The sequence below is a fragment of the Pseudomonas sp. FP2196 genome (genome assembly GCF_030687715.1).
Classification (GTDB): domain Bacteria; phylum Pseudomonadota; class Gammaproteobacteria; order Pseudomonadales; family Pseudomonadaceae; genus Aquipseudomonas.
This window is the reverse complement of the sequence record NZ_CP117445.1, coordinates 1,358,030-1,380,624: the sequence shown is the minus strand read 5'-3', so window position 1 is coordinate 1,380,624 and position 22,595 is coordinate 1,358,030. Positions and strand designations below refer to the sequence as shown.

The following is a 22,595-nucleotide window of genomic DNA, read 5'->3' as shown; positions in this document are numbered from 1 at the left end:
GCTCGCTCCCACATTAGATTGCATTCCAACGTGGGAGCGAGCCTGCTCGCGAAGAGGCCCTGACAGGCACCGCAAGATTACCGCTCAAACAACTCCATCTGCTCAAACCCGCCACGCAAATCCTCCAGCCTCACCCCCACCCCGAGCAACCGCACCGGTTTACCCCCGCGATTGAACGCCTGCGTCAGCATCAACTGATAACTGCCCAGATCCCGCCCTGCCCCGGCCTGCTCCAAGGTTGTTTGGGTAAAGTCATGGAATTTCACTTTGACGAACGGCTTGCCCGGTCGATAACTGGCGTCGATCCGCGCCATGCGCGTTTTCAGGGTTTCCAGCAGCTCCGGCAATTTGTCCAGGCAACTGCGCAGGTCCGGCAGATCGACATCGTAGGTATTTTCCACACTGATCGACTGCCGGCGACTGTCGTTGTGCACCAGCCGATCATCGATCCCACGCGCCAGACTCCAGAGACGCTCGCCAAAACTACCGAATTCACGCACCAGCGCCAACTTGTCCCACTCGCGCAATTGCGAGCAGTCAACGATGCCGAGCTTGCCCAGCTTGTCGGCAGTGACTTTGCCGACACCGTGCAACTTGCTCACCGGCAAGCCGCTGACGAAGTCCTCGACCTGATCCGGCGTAATCACGAACAAGCCGTTGGGTTTTTTCCAGTCGCTGGCGATCTTCGCCAGAAACTTGTTCGGCGCCACGCCAGCAGAAACCGTGATGTGCAACTGATTGGAGACCCGACGACGAATATCCTGGGCAATGCGTGTGGCACTGCCGCCGAAATGCGCGCTGTCCGACACGTCCAGATAGGCCTCATCCAGCGACAGCGGCTCGATCAGATCGGTGTAATCGGCAAAGATCGTGTGAATTTCCTTTGAGGCTTCGCGATAGGCGTCCATACGCGGTTTGACGATGGTCAGATCCGGGCACAACTTCAAAGCATGCCCGGATGCCATTGCCGAGCGCACGCCATAGGCACGCGCCTCGTAATTACAGGTGGCGATCACCCCACGCCGATCCGCCGAACCACCCACCGCCAACGGCTTGCCGGCCAGACGCGGATCATCGCGCATCTCGATGGCGGCGTAGAAACAGTCACAGTCGATGTGGATGATTTTTCGCTGAGTCATGTCAGAAAAGGAAACGTGGCGAGCCGGATCGGCAGTATCGCACTGACACCTGTATATAGCACCAGTGGTGCTGAATGTTCTTTCACTACTGTAGGAATCATCCTGTGAATTTATTTTCTCAATCGAAAAGCGGCCTTCAATAGAGCTGAGAGCCTTGCCCCACCTGCCCTGCGGCTTGTTTCAATCACCGACAAAAAGCGCTAACCGATTGAACCTCAACAGTTTTATCTGGATTGAAGGTTGACAGCCCGTCGATCCTCTGTAGAATGCCGACACACAGACGCGGGATGGAGCAGTCTGGTAGCTCGTCGGGCTCATAACCCGAAGGTCGTCGGTTCAAATCCGGCTCCCGCAACCAAACATCAAAAAAGGCTACTCGAAAGAGTGGCCTTTTTTGTGCGCGCTTGTTTTTCAGATTCAGATCGCTTCACCCAGAGAATAGCCAAACAGGAATTCGTTTCATTTCCGAAACTTAACGCGTTACCTGCGACCGTTTGACGCGATTCCACACTTATTTGACCCTTTACGGGATTAGCGGTTGACACCTCGCCGTTCGCCTGTAGAATGCCGCCACACAGACGCGGGATGGAGCAGTCTGGTAGCTCGTCGGGCTCATAACCCGAAGGTCGTCGGTTCAAATCCGGCTCCCGCAACCAAACATCAAAAAAGGCTACTCGAAAGAGTGGCCTTTTTTGTATCTGTGGAAAAAGTCCTTTCGCAACAATGATCTGTCACCGTGCAGTGAATCGTCCAGGATCTTCAGAACCGCCGTGTTGCGACTATGCTTTGAGTCGCGGGCAAGAGGTCTGCAATCCATGACTGCCCTCGCCGATACCTGGTGAGAGGCGTAGTATTTTGTGATTATTTTTTTCTACAGGGATTGGTAACTTGGCTGGATACCTCCATCCTGTCGCGCACAATCCAAGAGGTGATTGATGCGCGCCAACTCGTCTGATCCACAAGACACCGTCACAGCGAACCAACCGATCAAACCCGAGCGCCTGCGCTTGCTGGATCGGTTAAGCAAATACCGTCAGCCGATCGGTCTGGCGGTCACTCTGCTGTTGTTTGCCATTGCCCTGATTGCCTGTCGCCACTTGCTCGCCGAACTTGATCTCGATGCTTTGCACGACTCAATCCTCGACGTACCGAAGCCCGCACTGCTCGGCGCATTCGGCGCGACCGTGGTCGGCTTCATTATTCTGCTGGGCTATGAATGGTCGGCCAGCCGCTACGCTGGCGTGACATTGCCACCGCGCACGCTGGCCCTCGGCGGCTTCACGGCGTTTGCGATTGGCAACGCGATCGGACTGTCGCTGCTGTCCGGCGGTTCGGTGCGCTACCGTTTATATGCACGACTGGGTCTGGGAGCGTCGGAAGTCGCGCACATGACCTTGTTCGCCAGCCTGTCGCTGGGCTGTGCCCTGCCGCCACTGGCTGCGCTCGCAACCTTGAGCGACCTGCCCGCCGCCTCTCAGGCGCTCGGCCTCTCGGAAGGTTTGCTCGGCACTGTAGCGGTGGCCGTGTTGCTGCTGGGCGCGATTCTGGCGATCGGCATCTATCGTCGGCGCCTGCCGGAACAACCCTACCCCGATAACCTGCTGGTCAAGGCCGGCCGCCGCACCCTGCGCCTGCCGGGTCGACGCCTGACTTTCCTGCAACTGGTGATCACTGCCCTCGATGTCGCGGCGGCCGCCACCGTGCTTTATCTGTTGCTGCCCGAAGCCCCACCCTTCGGCGCGTTCTTGCTGGTGTACCTGCTGGCGCTGGCCGCTGGCGTACTCAGCCATGTACCGGGTGGCGTTGGCGTGTTCGAAGCGATTCTGCTCGCCGCATTCGCCGACAAACTCGGTGCCGCGCCACTGGCTGCTGCGTTGCTGCTGTATCGCCTGATCTACGTGGTGCTGCCGCTGCTGGTGGCTTGCGTACTGCTGCTGATCAACGAAGGCCAGCGCCTGTTTCAAACCCAGACCATGCGCGCCGCGTCCGGTCTGGCCGCACCGATTCTGGCGGTACTGGTGTTCCTGTCCGGCGTGGTGCTGCTGTTCTCCGGCGCTACCCCTGAAATCGATACGCGTCTGGAACACATCGGCTTTCTGATCCCACATCGCTTGGTCGACGCCTCGCACTTCGGCGCCAGCCTGATCGGTGTACTTTGTCTGATGCTGGCGCAGGGTCTGCGCCGTCGCTTGTCGGCCGCATGGATGCTGACCACCATTCTGTTGCTGGTCGGCGCCCTGCTTTCCCTGCTCAAGGGTTTTGACTGGGAAGAAGCCTGTCTGATGACACTCACTGCCGCGCTGCTGGGGGTGTTCCGCCGCTCGTTTTATCGCCCGAGTCGTCTGACCGAACTGCCGTTCTCACCGCTGTACCTGGTGGCCAGCCTGTGCGTGCTCGGTGCTTCGGCCTGGCTGCTGTTGTTCGCGTATCAAGACGTGCCCTACAGCCATCAGTTGTGGTGGCAGTTCACCCTCGACGCCGACGCACCGCGCGGCCTGCGTTCGCTGCTCGGCGCCGCCGTGCTGTTGCTGGTGATTGCCCTGACCTGGCTGCTGCGCACTGCGCGCCCGGTCATTCACCTGCCGACACCGGACGAACTCGATCGCGCGGCGAAGATTCTGATGGCGTCGTCGCAACCCGATGGCGGCCTCGCACTGACGGGTGACAAGGCGTTGCTGTTTCACCAGAACGACGAAGCATTCCTGATGTACGCCCGCCGTGGCCGCAGTCTGGTGGCGCTGTACGACCCGATAGGCCCTGGCCAGCAACGCGCCGAGATGATCTGGCAGTTCCGCGACCTGTGCGATATCCATCACGCTCGCCCTGTGTTCTATCAAGTGCGCGCGGAGAACCTGCCGTACTACATGGACATCGGCCTGACCGCGATCAAGCTCGGCGAGGAAGCCCGGGTCGATCTGCTTCGCTTTGACCTGGAAGCCAAGGGCAAGGAGATGAAAGATCTTCGTTACACCTGGAACCGTGGCACCCGTGACGGTCTGTCGCTGGAGATCTTTGATCCGGGTCAAGCGCCGATGGATGAGCTCAAGGTGATTTCCGATGCCTGGCTGACCGGCAAGAACGTGCGCGAGAAAGGCTTCTCGCTCGGCCGCTTCAGCGACGATTACCTGAAGCATTTCCGCATTGCGGTGATTCGCTTCGAAGGTCGCCCGGTGGCGTTTGCCAACCTGCTCGAGACTTATAGCCATGACCTGGCCAGCCTCGACCTGATGCGCGCGCACCCGGAAGCCCCCAAACTGACCATGGAATTCATGATGGTCGGCCTGATTCAACACTATAAGAGTCACGGATACGCGCGCTTCAGCCTGGGCATGGTGCCGTTGTCGGGGTTGCAACCCCGGCGTGGTGCACCGCTGACCCAGCGTCTGGGCTCGATGGTTTTCCGCCGTGGTGAGCAGCTGTACAACTTCCAAGGCTTGCGCCGCTTCAAAGACAAGTTCCAGCCTGACTGGGAACCCCGTTATATGGCCGTGCCCGCCGGACTGGATCCGCTGGTAGCGCTGGCCGACACTGCTGCCCTGATCGCGGGCGGCTTGACTGGATTGGTGAAACGCTGATGATTCAACGCTCCCTGAAGTACATCCTGGCCGCACTGATCGTGCTGGCCGTGATTGCCGGCGGCGGTTTCTGGTACCTCAAACGCCCGGCACCGGAACCAACGCTCGAACCTATTACGGCGGCAGACGGCACCGTTTTGACCCGCGTCATCCCCGGCACCAAACCCAAGGCGCAGGTGCTGGTCGCGGTCAACGACGACCAGAAACTCTCTGAAAAGCAACTGACCACCCTGAGCCGCAGCGCCTCGGCGCAAATCGTTCAGGTGATTCTGCCCAAGGACTGCCTGCTGCAAAGCCGCGCCCTGCAAACCGGTCTGCGCGAACTGAACGGCCCGGCCACATTGGTCAGCGGCATCGGTCCTGGCGCTGTGCTGGCCTGGCGCTGGCTGGCCGAACAAAAGGACGACAAGGCCCAAGCGATTTCCGTGGATCTGGCACTGGAAAAAGGTGGCTGCACGCACCTGCTGCCCAAATCCGCCGCCCACGGCCACTGGCTGGCGGCATGGAACGACAACCCGGACGACGCCAGCGCAGGTTTCGTGCGCGATCAACCGAACGCCGAAACCAGCATCAGCGACTACGACATCAACCTGCCGCAAGTGCTGAACAACGAACTGCGCAAGATCCTCGTCGGCGGCGACAAGGCCAACGGCGGTCTGGCGATTCCGGTGGTTGAAGTGCCTGCTGGCCAAGCAAAAGACACCGTCACCCTGTTCCTCAGCGGTGACGGCGGCTGGCGCGACCTCGACCGCGACGTGGCCGGTGAAATGGCCAAGATCGGCTACCCGGTCGTCGGCATCGACACGCTGCGCTACTACTGGCAGCACAAGAGCCCGGAGCAAAGCGCCCTGGACCTGACCGAACTGATGCAGCACTACCGGCAGAAATGGGGCACCAAACGCTTCATCCTCACCGGTTACTCGTTCGGTGCTGACGTTCTGCCAGCGATCTACAACCGCCTGCCGGACACCGAGCAGCAGCGCGTCGACGCGATCATCCTGCTGGCCTTCGCCCGCACCGGCAGCTTCGAAATCGAAGTCGAAGGCTGGCTCGGCAACGCCGGCAAAGAAGCCGCCACCGGCCCGGAAATGGCCAAGCTGCCACCGGCCAAGGTTGTGTGCATCTACGGTGAAGAAGAGACGGATGAAAGCGGCTGCACGGACAAGACTGCGGTGGGTGAGGCGGTGAAGCTGCCCGGCGGTCATCACTTCGACGAGAACTATCCGGCGCTGGCCAAGCGTTTGGTGGACTTGATCCAGAAGCGCCAGAGCAAGGATTCGGTTGCCGAAGAGTGATCTGAGCCTCGCCCACAAAAAGCCCCCGCAACTTCGCAGTTACGGGGGCTTTTTACATCTCGGACGATGAACCCATTCCCCTGTAGGAGTGAGCCTGCTCGCGATAGCGGAGTGTCAGCCACCTAGTTGCCAACTGACACACCGCTATCGCGAGCAGGCTCACTCCTACAAGGAATTGCGTGTCCGACGTGTAGTTTTGTTTACTTCCAGTCTCGCAATATCAGATGACGCCGACAGACCTTGTAGGCAAACTCCGAATCGCGTGTTGCGGCGCCTTGCCGCCCTGTTGCGCTGTTTTTTGACGGGATACTCTCCAGACGTCGCTGACCCATTCAGCGATCGGGCTTGGTAACCCGGTGGAATAAGGCGCAACAGCGCACCTAACACGATTCAGGCGTATTTCCGCCTGTTGTCCAGTGTTATGGCAGCTGTGTGTGGGACGCTTTCGAGCGTGCCGGTTTCCTTGGTTCCCCGGTTTACCAACCTGCGCACAGCTGCCACCCATTCGCTTGGTATCGGATGCGGCAGCTCTCGAAATCAAGGGAATTGAACATGAGCAATCAATCTGATCTTAAAACCATCGGCTTCACCCCCTTCCTCTACAACTCGGATCAAGCGTATTTCAACGTTCGCTCCGGCATCCCCATAGTCGATGCATTGTCCCAATCCTCCGACCTGCTATCCCTCGCAAAATCCTTCGCAGAAGACGCTGCCTTCATCAGAGACACCGACCGACATGCCTGGGCCGCGCATTATCTGACGTTGATGGGCAAAGCCTTGATTGATGATGTGATACAGGCGCTGATACCACGACCAGCGCGCACGAAGACCGAGTCTGAAGCAGAGATGCCTGAAAGCTTGTAGAGGTTTGAAGATCAAAAGATCGCAGCCTGCGGCAGCTCCTTGTATCTCGACTATCGCTCCGTCAGGAGCGATAGTTCTCGACTGATCATCGAGGGAGGGACTTGGAAGCCGTGCAGCTCCTTAGGCTTTTTGCCTGTGATGTAGATCGTGCTCCAGCCCTCCACACTCACTCGTATAGTTCGAACGGTATCTTGGGCCCGTCTCTGGCGAGAGCCCGCATTCGCAAGGTTGGACAGAGTGCAGTGATGATCGAAAACCGATTAATGGAGAAACGGTCATGTCCAATTTCGTCGGCGTCGATGTCGCTAAAAATACCTTTGATATCGCCACTCACCTGCCAAACGGCAAGCACAAAACCAAGGCCAAACTGGCTAACGACTCAAAAGGTTTCAAAGAGTTTGACGCCTGGTTGAACAAGCAGGTCGAGCCTACAGCCCTGATCGTGATGGAAGCCACCAGCGTTTATCACCTGGAACTTGCCGAGTTCGTCTACAACAAGGGTTACCGGGTCTGCGTCGTCAATCCGGCGACGACCCACGCTTACGCCGACAGCGAGCTGCGCCGGATCAAAACCGACAAAAGCGACGCCAAATTGATCGCTGACTTTGCTCGGGAAAAGGCTGAAAAGCTTCAGCTTTGGGCTCCGGAGCCGCTGAAATATCGTCAGCTAAAGGCGATGGTACGTCGCTTGGATGACCTTCAGGAAATGGAGCAAATGGAGCTCAATCGCCTGGATGTGTCCGACGAAAAGGTCAAAGACTCGATCAACTCTGTGCTGCGTCACATCGAGAAAGAGATCGTTGAAACTCACAAAGCAATCAAAAAACACATCGACGATGATCCAGACATGCGCCAAATGCGCGACTTGATCGTGACCATCGACGGTATTGGCCAGAAAACCCTTGAGCGGCTGCTGGCAGAGTTGGGCGACCTGCGTAAATATGACGACCCTCGCAAACTGGTCGCTGCCGCCGGGTTGAACCCAAAGCTGCAGGACTCGGGAAAGTTCAAAGGCAGAGCAGTGATTTCGAGGATCGGATCGGCTCGCGTTCGGGCGGGTCTATACATGCCTGGGTTGGTTGCACTGAAGCACAACAAGGCAATCATCGCCATGAAGGACCGCTTGAAGGCCAACGGCAAGGCCCCCAAGCAAATCATCTGTACAGCGATGCGCAAACTCCTACATTTTGTCTACGCCGTTCTTAAATCGGGCCAGCCATTTGACCCGAAAATTGCCCTTGCCCGATGAGGGGCAAGACGGTATCTACATGGAATGCAAAACCTGTAGGAGCTGCCGAAGGCTGCGATCTTTTGATCTGGATTTGTGGATTAAGCCAGAAACAAAAAAGCCCCCGCCAGGCACTAGGCCGACGGGGGCTTTTCAATGGGACTGGATTACATCTCCACCTGCGTCCCCAACTCAATCACCCGGTTCAGCGGCAGATTAAAGAACCGCAAATTGCCATTGGCATTCTTCAACATGAACGCGAACAACGCCTCGCGCCAACGCGCCATGCCTTCGAGTTTCGAGGCGATGACCGTTTCACGGCTGAGGAAGTAAGTCGTGCGCATCGGGCTGAAATCCAGATCATCCAGATGACACAGCTTCAGCGCTTGCGGCACGTCCGGCTCGTCGGTGAAGCCGAAGTGCAGGATCACCCGGAAGAAGCCTTCGCCGTGGGCCTCGACCTCGAAGCGGCGCGAGGGTGGCACACGCGGGATGTCTTCATAGACCACGGTCAGCAACACCACTTGCTCGTGCAGCACCTGGTTGTGCAGCAGGTTGTGCAACAGCGCATGGGGTACGGCATCGGAGCGCGCGGTCAGGAACACGGCTGTGCCTTGCACACGATGCGGCGGTTGCACGCGGATGCTGCTGATGAAGATCGGCAGTGGCAGCGCGCCTTCGTCCAGGCGGTCGACCAGCAATTGTTTGCCGCGCTTCCAGGTGGTCATCAGCACGAACAACGCGATACCGGCGATCACCGGGAAAGCACCGCCCTGAACGATTTTCGGCACGTTGGCGGCGAAGTACAGACCGTCCACCAGCAGGAAGCCGAGCAACACCGGTACCGCGAGGATCGGTGGCCATTTCCACAGCAACAGCATGACGGCCGACACCAGAATGGTGGTCATCAGCATGGTGCCGGTCACCGCCACGCCGTAGGCTGAGGCCAAGGCGCCGGAGGACTCGAAGCCCAATACCAGCAGAACCACGCCGACCATCAACGCCCAGTTCACCGCGCCAATGTAGATCTGGCCCTGCTCATCGCTGGAGGTGTGCTGAATGTACATGCGCGGAATGTAGCCGAGCTGTATCGCCTGACGGGTCAGGGAGAACGCGCCGGAAATCACCGCTTGCGAGGCGATCACCGTGGCCAGGGTCGACAGACCGACCAGCGGAATCAGTGCCCAGCTCGGCGCCAGCAGATAGAACGGGTTGCGTGCTGCTTCCGGGTTGTCCAGCAGCAAGGCGCCCTGACCGAAGTAGTTAAGCACCAGCGCTGGCAGCACCAGCAGGAACCACGCGCGGGCAATCGGCTTGCGACCGAAGTGGCCCATGTCGGCGTACAGCGCTTCGGCACCGGTCAGTGCCAGCACCACGGCGCCGAGGATCGCCACGCCCATGCCCGCATGCACCATGAAGAAACGCACCGCCCAGACCGGGTTCAGCGCATGCAGCACTTCCGGCGTGTGGCTGATGCCATAAACGCCGAGGGCGCCCAGCACGAGGAACCAGGTGACCATGATCGGCCCGAACAGAATGCCAATTCGCGCCGTACCGTGTTTCTGGATCAGAAACAGCGCAACCAACACCACCAGCGAGAGCGGTACCACCCAATGATCGATGCCATCAAACGCCAGGCCCAGACCTTCGATTGCCGAAAGCACCGAAATCGCCGGGGTAATCATGCTGTCGCCATAAAACAGCGCCGCGCCGATCAGCCCGCAGACCACCAGCAACGAACGCAACTTTCTGCGTTTCCCCGCCGCACGCCGGGCCAGCGCGGTAAGCGCCATGATCCCGCCCTCGCCCTGGTTGTCGGCCCGCAGGACGAACATCATGTATTTGATCGAGACGACCCAGATCAGCGACCAGAAGATCAACGACAGAATGCCCAGCACGCCATCGTGATTGACCGGTACGCCATAAGCGCCGGAAAACACTTCTTTGAGGGTGTACAGCGGGCTCGTGCCGATGTCGCCGTAAACCACCCCGACCGCGGCGACCAGCATGCCGATCGGCTTTGCCGTCGAATGCTCGGCGCCCGCCGCCTGACTACTTGCCTGACCCATCCAACACTCCTGATTCCCAGACCGGCTTCTTCGAATGAAGCACTATGCTTTGTCGTGCAGCATGCGCTGTTTTACCTGTTGTTACAGACGTTTTGTTGACTGTAAAAATTCAGTAAAGCGCAAAGGCGCGAAGCATAGCGCAGCACTCGTCGTATTTCCCGGCATAAAGCTGGTCAAGTGCGCTCCTCGCCGCTAGAATTGCGCACTTTTTGATCAGAGGCGCGCCCTAAGCGCCCATCCGTCGGCTTTCCCACACGGCAAGCGGCGTCACAAAATACCGAGGTTAGACATGTCCACCACTCCTGCGCCGGCCAATCCAAAGGTTGGCTTCGTATCTCTGGGTTGCCCGAAAGCACTGGTCGACTCCGAGCGCATCCTGACCCAGCTGCGCATGGAAGGCTATGACGTGGTGTCCACTTATCAGGACGCCGATGTCGTGGTGGTCAACACCTGCGGCTTCATCGATTCGGCCAAGGCTGAATCGCTGGAGGTGATCGGTGAAGCGATCAAGGAAAACGGCAAGGTGATCGTCACGGGCTGCATGGGCGTGGAAGAAGGCAACATCCGCGACGTACACCCGAGCGTGCTGGCCGTGACCGGTCCGCAGCAGTACGAGCAAGTGGTCAACGCCGTGCACGAAGTGGTGCCACCGCGCAAGGATCACAACCCGCTGATCGACCTGGTGCCGCCGCAAGGTATCAAGCTGACCCCGCGTCACTACGCCTACCTGAAGATTTCCGAAGGCTGCAACCACAGCTGCAGCTTCTGCATCATCCCGTCGATGCGCGGCAAACTGGTCAGCCGTCCGGTTGGCGACGTGCTCGACGAGGCTCAGCGCCTGGTCAAATCCGGTGTTAAAGAGCTGCTGGTGATCTCGCAAGACACCAGCGCTTACGGCGTCGACGTCAAATATCGCACCGGTTTCTGGAACGGCGCGCCGGTGAAAACCCGCATGACCGAACTCTGCGAAGCGCTGAGCACCCTCGGCGTCTGGGTCCGTCTGCACTACGTTTACCCGTACCCGCACGTTGACGAGCTGATCCCGCTGATGGCCGCCGGCAAAATCCTGCCGTACCTGGACATCCCGTTCCAGCACGCCAGCCCGAAAGTGCTGAAGTCGATGAAACGCCCGGCGTTCGAAGACAAGACCCTGGCGCGGATCAAGAACTGGCGCGAAATCTGCCCGGATCTGATCATCCGTTCGACCTTCATTGTCGGCTTCCCGGGCGAAACCGAAGAAGACTTCCAGTACCTGCTGAACTGGCTGACCGAAGCCCAGCTCGATCGCGTCGGCTGCTTCCAGTACTCGCCGGTTGATGGCGCTCCGGCCAATGATCTCGATCTGGAAATCGTTCCGGACGACGTTAAGCAGGACCGTTGGGATCGTTTCATGGCGCACCAGCAAGCGATCAGCTCGGCGCGCCTGCAAATGCGCATCGGCCGTGAAATCGAAGTGCTGGTGGACGAAGTCGACGAGCAAGGCGCGGTCGGCCGCTGCTTCTTCGACGCCCCGGAAATCGACGGCAACGTGTTTATCGACAACGGCAGCAACCTCAAGCCGGGCGACAAGGTCTGGTGCAAAGTGACGGATGCTGACGAATACGATTTGTGGGCTGAGCAGATCTAACGCCGAACACACTGCAGGAGCTGCCGTAGACTGCGATCTTTTGATTGTAAAAAACACGATCAAAAGATCGCAGCCTGCGGCAGCTCCTACAAGGGTTTGTGCCACGTCAAAAAGCCCCGCTCTTTTTCCGAGATGCGGGGCTTTTTTACGGCTATCGTTTAGCGGGGGACGGACTCCCTTGAAACGGACAAGAGGTACCGGGCATGCGTCACCATTCGGTCATCCACACGCCGAAACTCAGCGATTATCAGGAACTGACCCGGGTCTGGGAGGCCTCGGTTCGCGCCACTCATGATTTTCTGCCGGACAGCTATATCGAACTGCTGCGCAACCTGGTACTCACCCGTTACCTCGACGCGGTGATGTTGATCTGCACCAAGGACGCCAATCAGCGCATCACCGGTTTTGCCGGTGTCGCGGCGGGCAAGATCGAGATGCTGTTCATCGATCCCGCCCATCGGGGCCAGGGCTTGGGCAAGAAGTTGCTGAATTACGCCATGCAGCATTTGAACGCCGATGAACTGGACGTCAACGAGCAGAACCCGCAGGCGCTGGGGTTTTACTTCAAGCAAGGTTTTGAAGTGATCGGCCGCTCCGAGGTGGATGGCATGGGCCAGCCGTATCCGCTGCTGCACATGCGCTTGCGCCAGAACCAGCAACGCTCCAGCAACGGCTGACACAACCCAAAACAACTGTGGCAGCTAGCCTGCTAGCGATGCAGGCGACGCGGTCAGTCAGATACACCGCGGTGATGCAATCGCCAGCAGGCTGGCTCCCACAGGGAATTGCGAACAGCCTGTAAATGGAACCGGGCTTAACCGGCGCCACACAGGTACAATGCCCACCCCTTTTTTGTTACGGCCCTGTCATGACTGACCCGATTCGCCTCTCCAAACGCCTCATCGAACTGGTCGGTTGCTCCCGCCGGGAGGCCGAGCTGTTCATCGAGGGCGGCTGGGTCACCGTGGACGGCGAAGTCATTGATGAGCCGCAATTCAAGGTCGGCGATCAGAAGGTCGAGCTCGACAAGGACGCCAAAGCCACTGCGCCGGAGCCGGTGACCATCCTGCTCAACGCGCCGGCTGGTATGGACGTCGAGACCGCCATGCAGTCGCTCAGCGCCGAAACCCTCAGCGAAGAGCACCGCTTCAGCAAGCGCCCTTTGCGCGGGCACTTCCTGCGCCTGACCGCCAGCGCCGACCTGCAAGCCAAGGCCAGCGGCCTGCTGGTGTTCACCCAGGACTGGAAGATCTTGCGTAAGCTCACCGCTGACGCCGCGAAGATCGAGCAGGAATACGTGGTCGAGGTCGAAGGTGACATGGTCGCTCACGGCCTCAACCGCTTGCAGCATGGCCTGACCCACAAGGGCAAGGAACTGCCGCCGGTCAAGGCCAGCTGGCAGAACGAAAACCGCCTGCGTTTCGCCATGAAAAACCCGCAGCCGGGGATCATCGCCCAGTTCTGCGAAGCGGTCGGCCTGAAGGTCGTCGGCATCCGCCGCATCCGTATCGGTGGCGTCTCGATCGGCAAAGTCCCGGTCGGCCAATGGCGCTACCTGTCCGGCAAAGAGAAGTTCTAAGACTTCCACTGCCGCCACACATTCCGGCAGCGCGCCCGCGTGCTGCCCACAACGCTTATCAGGATTACCGACATGATTCATAACGACGTATTGCGCAGCGTGCGCTACATGCTCGACATCAGCGACAAGAAGGTTGTCGAGATCATCAAACTCGGCGGCATGGACGTGGCCCTCGCCGACGTGATCACCTGGCTCGACAAGAAAGAAGAAGACGAAGAAGGCTTCGTGCGCTGCCCGGACGAAGTCATCGCACACTTCCTCGACGGCCTGGTGATCTTCAAGCGAGGCAAGGACGAAAGCCGTCCGCCGCAGCCGATCGAAGTGCCGGTGACCAACAACATCATTCTGAAAAAGCTGCGCGTGGCCTTCGAGCTAAAAGAAGACGACATGCACGCGATCCTCAAGGCTGCCGAGTTCCCGGTGTCCAAACCTGAACTGAGCGCACTGTTCCGCAAGGTCGGCCACACCAACTATCGTCCGTGCGGCGACCAGTTGCTGCGCAACTTCCTCAAGGGCCTGACCCTGCGCATTCGCGCCGCCTGATATTGCTTCTAGCGGTGGCGACTGACCGTCGCCGCCGCTGCGCATGACCGCTCATTCCCTTCGAAAATAGTGGCTCCGCTTTTCGCGGCTGGCGACTAGGGTGTATTGATCCCTAGCCCTCAGGATTCGCCATGCACCCGTACTTTTCTCTGCAAGGCCGCACCGCTCTGGTGACCGGCGGCACCCGTGGTATCGGCAAAATGATCGCCAAGGCCTTTGTCGAAGCCGGCGCCCGTGTGTTCGTCTGCTCTCGTGACGCCGAAGCCTGCCATCAAACCGCGGAAGAACTCAGTGCCCTGGGCACTTGCCACGGTGTGGCGGCGAATCTGGCGACTGAAGAAGGCGTACAGGAACTGGCCGCGAGGCTGGGCGAGCAGATCACCCATCTGGATATTCTGGTGAACAACGCCGGCACCACTTGGGGCGCGCCGCTGGAAAGCTACCCGGTCAAGGGCTGGGAGAAAGTCATGCAGCTCAACGTGACATCGGTGTTCAGTTGTATCCAGCAGTTCTTGCCGCTGCTGCGCAAAGCAGGGTCGGCGGCGAATCCGGCGCGGATCATCAACATCGGTTCGGTGGCGGGTATTTCGTCCTTCGGGGAGCAGGCGTACGCCTACGGGCCGAGCAAAGCGGCGTTGCACCAACTGTCGCGGATTCTTGCGCGAGAACTGGTGAGCCAGCACATCAACGTCAACGTCATCGCTCCGGGGAGGTTTCCGAGCAAGATGACCCAGCACATCGGCAATGATCAGCAGGCATTGGCTGAGGACACGGCACTGATTCCGATGAAGCGTTGGGGACGTGAGGAGGAGATGGCGGCGTTGGCGATCAGTCTGGCGAGTACGGCCGGGGCGTACATGACGGGGAATATCATTCCGCTGGATGGTGGGTTCAGCCTTTAAGATTGGTGGTGTAGCTATCGCTGGCAAGCCAGCTCCCACAGGGTTCTCGAGTGTCCGCATGATTTGTGTATGGCACAAAACCTGTGGGAGCTGGCTTGCCAGCGATGGCGTCAGCCCTGCCACCACCAGACTTGAAGCCCGCCGGGTTATCATGCCCGCCCTGATCCCGCTTCTGACTTTAAACCATGACTTACAGCGTCTCCCCCATCGGCTTCGTGCGCTCCTGCTTCAAGGAGAAGTTTGCCATCCCCCGCCAACCGCAACTGGCCCCCGCTGCCCGGGGCGTGCTGGAACTGGTGGCGCCGTTCGATCAGGGTGACGCGGTGCAGGGTCTGGAGCAGGTCAGTCACGTCTGGCTGCTGTTCCTGTTCCATCAGGCGCTGGAAGAAAAACCGCGCTTGAAAGTCCGCCCTCCCCGTCTGGGTGGCAACAAGTCCATGGGCGTGTTCGCTACCCGCGCCACCCACCGCCCGAATGGCATCGGCCAATCCGTGGTGAAACTGGACAAGGTGGAAGCCAATCGCCTGTTCATCTCCGGTATCGACTTGCTCGATGGCACGCCGATTCTCGACATCAAACCCTACGTGCCTTACGCCGACATCATCACCAGCGCCTCCAACAGTATCGCCAGCGCCGCGCCGCAGTTGATTGACGTGCAGTGGACGGACGCTGCGCTGCAACAGGCGCACACCCACGCCCAGCGCCTTGCCGAGCCTCTGGTCGAGTTGATCGAGCAATGTCTGGCCCAGGATCCGCGCCCGGCGTATCAGACCCCGGCGCCAGCGCGTGAATATGGCGCACAGTTCTGGGATCTGGATGTGCGCTGGCATTACCCGACACCCGAGCAGATTCGCGTTCTCGAAGTCATCCCCGTCAACGCCTGAGCCCGCGCCCAATGTAGGAGCTGCCGCAGGCTCGGGCCGCGATCGGACGATCTTTTGATTTTGCTCTTCAAAAGCAAGATCAAAAGATCGCAGCCTTCGGCAGCTCCTACAGGTGAATGTCGCGGGCATAAAAAAGCCCCCATTGCCAATTCAGGCAATGGGGGCTTTTTCAGTGGGGCTTACTTCTCGACGAACGCGCGCTCGATCAGGTAGTCACCCGGCTCGCGCATACGCGGCGACACGGTCAGGCCGAAGCTGTTGAGCACTTCGCTGGTCTCGTCGAGCATGCTCGGGCTGCCACACAACATGGCGCGGTCGTCCTGCGGGTTGATCGGCGGCAGGCCGATGTCGCTGAACAGTTTGCCGCTGCGCATCAGGTCGGTCAGACGACCTTCGTTCTCGAAAGGCTCACGAGTAACGGTCGGGTAGTAAATCAGCTTGTCGCGCAGCGCTTCGCCGAAGAACTCGTTCTGCGGCAGGTGCTCGGTGATGAATTCGCGGTAAGCAACTTCGTTCACATAGCGTACGCCGTGGCACAGGATGACTTTTTCGAAACGCTCGTAGGTTTCCGGATCCTGGATCACACTCATGAACGGCGCCAGACCGGTACCGGTGCTGAGCAGGTAAAGGTGTTTGCCAGGCTTCAGATCGTCCAGCACCAGCGTGCCCGTAGGCTTTTTGCTGATGATGATCTCGTCGCCTTCCTTCAGATGCTGCAACTGGGAGGTCAGCGGACCATCAGGTACTTTGATGCTGAAGAATTCCAGATGCTCTTCCCAGTTAGGGCTGGCAATCGAGTAAGCGCGCATAAGCGGGCGGCCGTTTGGCTGTTGCAGGCCGATCATCACGAACTGCCCGTTCTCGAAGCGCAAGCCCGGATCGCGGGTGCACTTGAAGCTGAACAGGGTATCGTTCCAGTGATGAACACTGAGGACACGCTCGTGGTTCATGTTGCTCATGTACGTTTGACTCCTGGATATTGGCTCTGCGCTTGCTCTGGGCTGGATAAATGCCGATGGTGCGCAATTGCATCGCATTCTAATAGCGCCGACAATATCTGTTAACTGGATTATTAAGATAAGGGTTATCGGTTATATCGATATGCGATTTACTCTCCGTCAACTGCAAGTCTTCGTCGCTGTCGCCCAGCAGGAAAGCGTATCCCGTGCTGCGGGTCTGCTCAACCTCTCGCAATCGGCGGCAAGCACCTCGATTACCGAACTGGAGCGCCAGTCCAGCTGCCAGCTGTTCGACCGTGCCGGCAAACGGCTGAGCCTCAATGCCCTCGGCAAACAGCTGCTCCCGCAAGCCGTGGCACTGCTGGATCAGTCCAAGGAAATCGAAGACCTGCTCAACGGCAAATCCGGTTTCGGCTCGCTGTCGGTGGGCGCGACGCTGACCATCGGCAATTACCTGGCAACCCTGCTGATCGGCAGTTTCATGCAGCGCCACCCGGAAAGTCAGGTAAAGCTGCACGTGCAGAACACTGCCAATATCGTGCAACAAGTCGCTCACTACGAAATTGATCTGGGTCTAATAGAAGGCGATTGCAGCCACCCGGATATTGAAGTGCAGAGCTGGGTCGAAGATGAGCTGGTGGTGTTCTGCGCGCCGCAGCATCCGCTGGCCAAACGCGGCAGCGCGACGATGGAAGAGTTGACGCATGAAGCATGGATTCTGCGCGAACAGGGTTCCGGCACGCGCCTGACCTTCGATCAGGCCATGCGTCACCATCGCAGTGCGCTGAATATCCGTCTGGAGCTGGAACACACCGAAGCGATCAAACGCGCGGTGGAGTCGGGGCTGGGGATTGGCTGTATCTCGCGGCTGGCGCTACGTGATGCCTTCCGCCGTGGGAGTCTGGTGCCTGTGGAGACGCCGGATCTGGATCTGGCGCGGCAGTTCTACTTCATTTGGCACAAGCAGAAATACCAGACGTCGGCAATGCGCGAGTTTCTCGATCTGTGCCGCGCTTTCACCGCCGGGGTGCAGCGCAGCGACGAGATCGTTCTGCCAAGCATCGCTTAAAGCAGGATCACCGCCCACACCAGGGCAATCATGCTCAACGCCACGAATTGCGCAGCGCTGCCCATGTCCTTGGCGTTCTTGGACAGCGGGTGCAGTTCCAGCGAAATGCGGTCAATGGCCGCTTCCACCGCCGAGTTCAGCAACTCGACGATCAGCGCCAGCAGGCACACGGCAATCAGAAGTGCCTGTTCAACGCGGCTGACATTGAGGAAGAACGTCAGCGGAATCAGCACGACATTAAGCAACACCAGTTGGCGGAACGCCGCTTCACCGGTGAAGGCTGCACGCAGACCGTCCAGCGAGTAACCGGAAGCGTTGAGGATGCGTTTCAGGCCGGTCTGGCCCTTGAAAGGTGACATAAAGTAGAAACCAACTGAAAAGGAGTGAGAAAGCTAGATCAACCAAAGTCAAAAAAGCGTGAATACGCCAATAGTTATTGGCTCGTAATTGACTCAAGTTGTTGCAGCAGTAAAGCCGCTTGCGTGCGAGTACGCACATTCAACTTGCGAAAGATCGCTGTGACGTGGGCCTTGATGGTCGCTTCCGACACGCTCAGTTCATAGGCAATCTGCTTGTTCAGCAAGCCTTCGCAAACCATGGTCAGCACGCGGAACTGTTGCGGAGTCAGGCTGGCGAGTCCATCACTGGCCGCCTTGGCTTCGGCGGAAACGCTGACCGCTTCGAATGCCTGCGGCGGCCAGAACACATCGCCATCGAGCACTTTGCGCACCGCTTCCTGAATCACGCTCAGGTCGCTGGACTTGGGAATAAAGCCACTGGCGCCAAATTCTCGGGACTTGACCATCACCGAGGCTTCTTCCTGCGCCGAGACCATTACCACCGGAATCTGCGGGTATTGTCCGCGCAACATAACCAGCCCGGAAAACCCGAACGCGCCGGGCATGTTCAGATCCAGCAAGACCAGATCCCAATCAGCCTTTTCGGTCAGGCGGGTTTCCAGTTCGGCGATGCTCGCCACTTCCACCAGGCGTACATCCGGGCCAAGGCCCAGGGTTATCGCTTGATGCAGAGCGCTACGAAACAGAGGGTGATCATCGGCAATCAGGATGTCGTATGTGGCCATTTTTCAAATGATCCTGTTTTTGATGGCCGACCCGGTGCATTCGGGTCTGGCCAAAGCAACTCAAGATGCGCCTTTCAAGCGGCATCCACAGGGGCACGTTCAACGCCAATAACCAGCAAACACGGCGTTTCAAACCTTGGCCGCACCCTAATCGGCGCCAAGCATGCCCAGCGAAGACGGGGTGGTCAAGCCGCACGGCCGCCGCTGCGTACAGTATGGGCCACTATTGGGCCAACTCCGCTTGCGGCTTTCGTATATAAGGTTGCAACTCGGCATGGGCCTGCGTGGTTTCGTTCAGGTCCAATTGCTGTTTGGCGCCCAGATAATGTTGGCTGAACACATCGAAATAGGCATCCAGCGCCGAGGCCGCGTCACTGTCACCCGCCAGTTCCAGGCAGAGCGCAGCGACTTCGGCGGTGCACAGGTGCTCACTGCGGGTCGAACGACGCAAGCGGTAGCGCGACAGTTTGTCGGGCAACAGGCTGAGGATCGGCAGGCTGTCGAAGTACGGGCTCTTTCGGAACATCTTGCGCGCTTCGGTCCAGGTCGCGTCCAGCAGAATGAACAGCGGACGCTTGCTGTTATCGAGGGCGACGGTATTCGTCACGCGCGACGGCTCGACGTATTCGCCGGGAAACACCAGGTACGGCTGCCATTGCGGGTCGTTGAGGAGCGCCAGCATCTGTGGGTCCGGCTCTGTGCGCGACCAGATGAACGCGTGGTTATCGCGCACCACATCGGCAATCAGCCAACCGGTATTGCTCGGCTTGAACACTTCCTTGCCGGTCATGATCAGGCACACGCCGGAACGGGTGTCGACCGTTGGCCGCCAGGCGCACAGGCAATGGCTGATGATCACGCGGCAGTCGCGGCAACGCTCGGAGCGAAAGCCCCGGGCCTGAATCGGCTTGATGCCCTCGTCCTCGCGCTGATCGCGCAGGCGTGCAACGGCGTTGGGGGCATGGTTCATCGCAGGCAAGACCGGCAGACAGGGAAACTCGACACGAACAACACTCGGCAGGGCAATAAAGGCCGGCAGTTTACCAGAGCAACGGGCACAAGCCTGTACCGTCCAGACCGGCTCCCCTATAATTCGCCGCCACTGAACGCACAGTCACGTGGCTGGTCGAATCACCAGTCACTGAACCAGGAGAGTTTCATGCTGCGCCTTATCGTTCCCACCGCTGCCATTCTGCTGGCGTCGTCCTTCACCGCTCAGGCTGCGTCCTTGAGTGAGCAGAATCTGAACAGAGAGCTGCGCAACGTCGCCGCCCAAAGCAGCGTCGGTACGCCTCGGGCGATCAATGAAGACATTCTTGATCAGGGCTACACCGTTGAAGGCACTCAGTTGATCAACCACCTGAGCGTGCAAAAGAGCCACGCCGACAAGATGCGTGCTGATCCAAAAGCCGTGTATTTCCAGCTCGGCGCCTCGGTCTGCAACAACCCGTCGTACCGCAAGCTGATGGCTAAAGGCGCGGTCATGCGTTACGACTTCACTGAAGTAAAAACCAATAAGGCGATCGGCTCCGCCAGCTATCAGGAATCGGATTGCCCGAAAGCCGCCCCGGCGAAGAAGAAGTAATCATCGCGAGTTGGCGCGCCGCTGTTCATCTTCGGCGCGCAGCTCGGCCACCAGTGCTTGTAAATAACGCGAACGGCGCTCACCTCCTGCCAACCTCCGGCAGCACTCCTCCTCGAGACTCACTTGGTTGGTCTCGGCCGATGCTTTCAACATCCGATACAGCTGCGTATCGATCTCCAGAATCACTCTGGCCATGTTTCCTCGCCTCCTTGCCACCCGCAAATCCTTGAATTGCATGCACCTTGCGTATGGTGATTGACGCAAAATTTGCATGGCGCCTGTCAGTAAGTTAATCAGAGGGTTTGCCGTGCGGCACACGTTCGGACGAGCGGTGGTGCAATTGGCTGAAAAACAATAAGCGGTTGCCAGTCAGGACTTTGCAGCGCAATGATCAAGTCAGCGCAAATGCGTGCAAGGGTCTAGATTCAAAGTATTCCCGATCACTTGTTCAAGGCAGGAAAGGAACTGCCGATTGTGTGTTTTTTTGCAGCGCGGCACTGACGCCGCTCGTCAGGGCCACCCGCTCTGTGCAGAAGGAGACGTTGAATGCCTTACCAACCGAATGACCTGCTCAGCCGTCATTTTCAGGAAAGCGGCCCCGACCTCATCAGCCAGGTTGAAGAGCAACTCAACCGTGTTTCACCCAACAGTCCGAATATTCCCATCTATCGCGACATGATCCTGACCGTGCTGCGCATGGCCCAGGAAGACCACAACCGCTGGAACGCCAAGATCACTCTGCAAGCTTTACGCGAGCTGGAGCAGGCGTTTCGCGTATTGGAGCAATTCAAGGGGCGGCGCAAAGTCACCGTGTTCGGCTCGGCGCGCACGCCAGTCGAACATCCTCTGTATGCGATGGCCCGGGAACTCGGTGCGGCACTGACGCGCTCGGACATGATGGTCATCACCGGTGCCGGTGGCGGCATCATGGCCGCCGCGCATGAAGGTGCCGGACGTGATCACAGCCTCGGGTTCAACATCACCCTGCCCTTCGAGCAACATGCCAATCCCACCGTGGGCGGTACGGGCAACCTCCTGCCCTTCCACTTCTTCTTCACCCGCAAGCTGTTCTTCGTCAAAGAGGCCGATGCCCTGGTGTTGTGCCCGGGCGGGTTCGGCACGCTGGACGAAGCACTGGAAGTGCTGACGCTGATCCAGACCGGCAAAAGCCCACTGGTGCCGGTGGTCTTGCTGGATGCGCCGGGTGGCAAGTTCTGGCAGGGGGCGATGGATTTCATCCACCAGCAACTGGCGGACAATCACTACATTTTGCCAACCGACACGAAGCTGATGCGGCTGGTCTACACCGTCGAGGAAGCGGTGGAACAGATCAACCAGTTTTACAGCAACTTCCACTCCAGCCGCTGGCTCAAGCGCCAATTCGTGATCCGCATGAATCACAAGCTCAGCGAACCGGCAATGGAGCATATGCAGGAAGCCTTTGCCGATCTGTGCCTGAGCGACCAGTTCCATCAACACGCCTATGCCGGCGAAGAACACGATGAAGCACAGTTCAGCCACCTGACGCGGTTGGCCTTTGCTTTCAACGCCAGGAATCACGGGCGTTTGAGGGAGCTGGTGGACTACATCAACTTGCCGGACAACTGGGCCGACTCCAAACCGCCGACCGCGCAACGCAGCCGAGAACAGTCGAAGGTCATTTAAAAGGCAAAAAAAAAACGGCCCGCTATTTTCATAGCGGGCCGTTTTTGTTTAACCGTTTTAATCGTCCATTCCTCTGCCGCTGAACAAGCGGTTGATCATCTCCATCGAGAAACCTCGATAGGCCAGGAAGCGGCCTTGTTTGGCTCGTTCCTTGGCATCAATCGGCAGATGTCCGGAGAACTTTCGCTGCCACGTTTCCTGAAGTTGCTCCTGCCAACTGATACCGCTTTCGCGCAGGGCGAGTTCGATATCGGCGCGTTGTAGACCGCGCTGGCTGAGTTCCTCGCGGATTCGCAGAGGACCATAGCCGGAACGCGCTCGGTAGGAAACAAAGCTCTCAAGATAACGGGCTTCGGAAAGCAGCCCCTCTTCCGTCAAACGGTCGAGGGCTGTTTCGATCATTTCCGCCTCTGCACCGCGCTGACGCAGTTTACGCGTCAGCTCGACTCGACCATGCTCGCGTCGAGCGAGCAGGTCCATGGCGGTTCGTCGCACCGCGACGAGGGTATCGAGTACAAGTGTCATTCA

General features: G+C 58.8%; 21 protein-coding genes and 2 tRNA genes. 15 read left to right on the top strand and 8 right to left on the bottom strand.

The window, feature by feature from the left end:
• Positions 1–77: 77 nt before the first annotated feature.
• Positions 78–1,139, bottom strand: a complete 1,062-nt coding sequence (gene dinB, locus PSH79_RS06165) for a DNA polymerase IV (protein ID WP_305441727.1) — start codon at positions 1,137–1,139, stop codon at positions 78–80.
• 281 nt (positions 1,140–1,420) lie between these two features.
• On the opposite strand from dinB, the gene PSH79_RS06160 reads away from it, so the two are divergent.
• From PSH79_RS06160 to PSH79_RS06135, 6 genes are all read left to right on the top strand, one after another.
• Positions 1,421–1,497: transfer RNA gene (locus tag PSH79_RS06160), tRNA-Met, on the top strand.
• Between the two features lie 221 nt (positions 1,498–1,718).
• A tRNA-Met gene (locus PSH79_RS06155) sits at positions 1,719–1,795 on the top strand.
• 279 nt (positions 1,796–2,074) lie between these two features.
• Entirely contained in the window at positions 2,075–4,714 is a 2,640-nt protein-coding gene (gene mprF, locus PSH79_RS06150) for a bifunctional lysylphosphatidylglycerol flippase/synthetase MprF (RefSeq protein WP_305441725.1), read from the top strand.
• A complete protein-coding gene (locus PSH79_RS06145; RefSeq protein WP_305441724.1) occupies positions 4,714–6,009 on the top strand; it encodes a virulence factor family protein in 1,296 nt (431 codons plus the stop codon). Before mprF ends, PSH79_RS06145 begins: the two co-directional genes overlap by 1 nt.
• A 552-nt stretch (positions 6,010–6,561) precedes the next feature.
• Positions 6,562–6,873, top strand: coding sequence for a DUF3077 domain-containing protein (locus PSH79_RS06140; RefSeq protein WP_305441723.1), 312 nt, complete (start codon positions 6,562–6,564; stop codon positions 6,871–6,873).
• Between the two features lie 277 nt (positions 6,874–7,150).
• Complete coding sequence (locus tag PSH79_RS06135; RefSeq protein ID WP_305441722.1) at positions 7,151–8,122, top strand: IS110 family transposase; 972 nt, start codon at positions 7,151–7,153, stop codon at positions 8,120–8,122.
• 146 nt (positions 8,123–8,268) lie between these two features.
• On the opposite strand, the gene PSH79_RS06130 is transcribed toward PSH79_RS06135, so the two are convergent.
• Positions 8,269–10,170, bottom strand: coding sequence for a potassium transporter Kup (locus PSH79_RS06130; RefSeq protein WP_305441721.1), 1,902 nt, complete (start codon positions 10,168–10,170; stop codon positions 8,269–8,271).
• Positions 10,171–10,459: 289 nt separating this feature from the next.
• Here PSH79_RS06130 and rimO point away from each other — a divergent pair, with 289 nt between their 5' ends.
• The 6 genes from rimO to tsaA all read left to right on the top strand — a co-directional run bounded on the left by rimO (position 10,460) and on the right by tsaA (position 15,705).
• On the top strand, positions 10,460–11,797 hold the full coding sequence (rimO, locus tag PSH79_RS06125; RefSeq protein ID WP_102355718.1) for a 30S ribosomal protein S12 methylthiotransferase RimO: 1,338 nt from the start codon (positions 10,460–10,462) through the stop codon (positions 11,795–11,797).
• 203 nt (positions 11,798–12,000) lie between these two features.
• On the top strand, positions 12,001–12,474 hold the full coding sequence (locus tag PSH79_RS06120; RefSeq protein ID WP_305441720.1) for a GNAT family N-acetyltransferase: 474 nt from the start codon (positions 12,001–12,003) through the stop codon (positions 12,472–12,474).
• Between the two features lie 191 nt (positions 12,475–12,665).
• A complete protein-coding gene (locus PSH79_RS06115; protein WP_123452173.1) occupies positions 12,666–13,376 on the top strand; it encodes an rRNA pseudouridine synthase in 711 nt (236 codons plus the stop codon).
• Positions 13,377–13,448: 72 nt separating this feature from the next.
• Positions 13,449–13,919 (top strand): DUF1456 family protein, encoded by a 471-nt coding sequence (locus PSH79_RS06110; protein ID WP_305441719.1) that lies wholly within the window; start codon positions 13,449–13,451, stop codon positions 13,917–13,919.
• A 131-nt stretch (positions 13,920–14,050) separates the two neighbouring features.
• Complete coding sequence (locus PSH79_RS06105; RefSeq protein ID WP_187679501.1) at positions 14,051–14,821, top strand: SDR family oxidoreductase; 771 nt, start codon at positions 14,051–14,053, stop codon at positions 14,819–14,821.
• A gap of 185 nt (positions 14,822–15,006) precedes the next feature.
• Positions 15,007–15,705 (top strand): tRNA (N6-threonylcarbamoyladenosine(37)-N6)-methyltransferase TrmO, encoded by a 699-nt coding sequence (gene tsaA, locus PSH79_RS06100; protein WP_305441718.1) that lies wholly within the window; start codon positions 15,007–15,009, stop codon positions 15,703–15,705.
• 179 nt (positions 15,706–15,884) lie between these two features.
• On the opposite strand, the gene fpr is transcribed toward tsaA, so the two are convergent.
• Positions 15,885–16,664, bottom strand: a complete 780-nt coding sequence (gene fpr / locus PSH79_RS06095) for a ferredoxin-NADP reductase (protein WP_002554680.1) — start codon at positions 16,662–16,664, stop codon at positions 15,885–15,887.
• Between the two features lie 142 nt (positions 16,665–16,806).
• Between fpr and PSH79_RS06090 the strand changes: the two genes are divergently transcribed.
• A complete protein-coding gene (locus tag PSH79_RS06090) occupies positions 16,807–17,733 on the top strand; it encodes a LysR family transcriptional regulator (RefSeq protein ID WP_305441717.1) in 927 nt (308 codons plus the stop codon).
• On the opposite strand, the gene PSH79_RS06085 is transcribed toward PSH79_RS06090, so the two are convergent.
• The 3 genes from PSH79_RS06085 to PSH79_RS06075 form a co-directional block, all read right to left on the bottom strand.
• Entirely contained in the window at positions 17,730–18,092 is a 363-nt protein-coding gene (locus PSH79_RS06085; RefSeq protein ID WP_003222276.1) for a diacylglycerol kinase, read from the bottom strand. The two genes, PSH79_RS06090 and PSH79_RS06085, sit on opposite strands and share 4 nt — an antisense overlap.
• 74 nt (positions 18,093–18,166) lie before the next feature.
• Positions 18,167–18,817: a response regulator transcription factor ErdR gene (gene erdR, locus PSH79_RS06080; RefSeq protein WP_305441715.1), complete on the bottom strand. Its 651-nt coding sequence runs from the start codon at positions 18,815–18,817 to the stop codon at positions 18,167–18,169.
• A gap of 223 nt (positions 18,818–19,040) precedes the next feature.
• A complete protein-coding gene (locus tag PSH79_RS06075; protein WP_305441714.1) occupies positions 19,041–19,787 on the bottom strand; it encodes a tRNA-uridine aminocarboxypropyltransferase in 747 nt (248 codons plus the stop codon).
• Between the two features lie 189 nt (positions 19,788–19,976).
• Here PSH79_RS06075 and PSH79_RS06070 point away from each other — a divergent pair, with 189 nt between their 5' ends.
• Positions 19,977–20,402 (top strand): PA3611 family quorum-sensing-regulated virulence factor, encoded by a 426-nt coding sequence (locus PSH79_RS06070; RefSeq protein ID WP_305441713.1) that lies wholly within the window; start codon positions 19,977–19,979, stop codon positions 20,400–20,402.
• Here the strand turns inward: PSH79_RS06070 and PSH79_RS06065 are convergent, their stop codons facing one another.
• The gene (locus tag PSH79_RS06065) at positions 20,403–20,597 is read right to left on the bottom strand and encodes a hypothetical protein (protein WP_003222272.1); all 195 of its coding nucleotides are present in this window, start codon (positions 20,595–20,597) and stop codon (positions 20,403–20,405) included.
• A gap of 351 nt (positions 20,598–20,948) precedes the next feature.
• Here PSH79_RS06065 and PSH79_RS06060 point away from each other — a divergent pair, with 351 nt between their 5' ends.
• A complete protein-coding gene (locus PSH79_RS06060) occupies positions 20,949–22,067 on the top strand; it encodes an LOG family protein (protein ID WP_305441712.1) in 1,119 nt (372 codons plus the stop codon).
• Positions 22,068–22,124: 57 nt separating this feature from the next.
• On the opposite strand, the gene recX is transcribed toward PSH79_RS06060, so the two are convergent.
• Entirely contained in the window at positions 22,125–22,592 is a 468-nt protein-coding gene (gene recX, locus PSH79_RS06055; RefSeq protein WP_103302971.1) for a recombination regulator RecX, read from the bottom strand.
• Between the last annotated feature and the right edge of the window lie 3 nt (positions 22,593–22,595).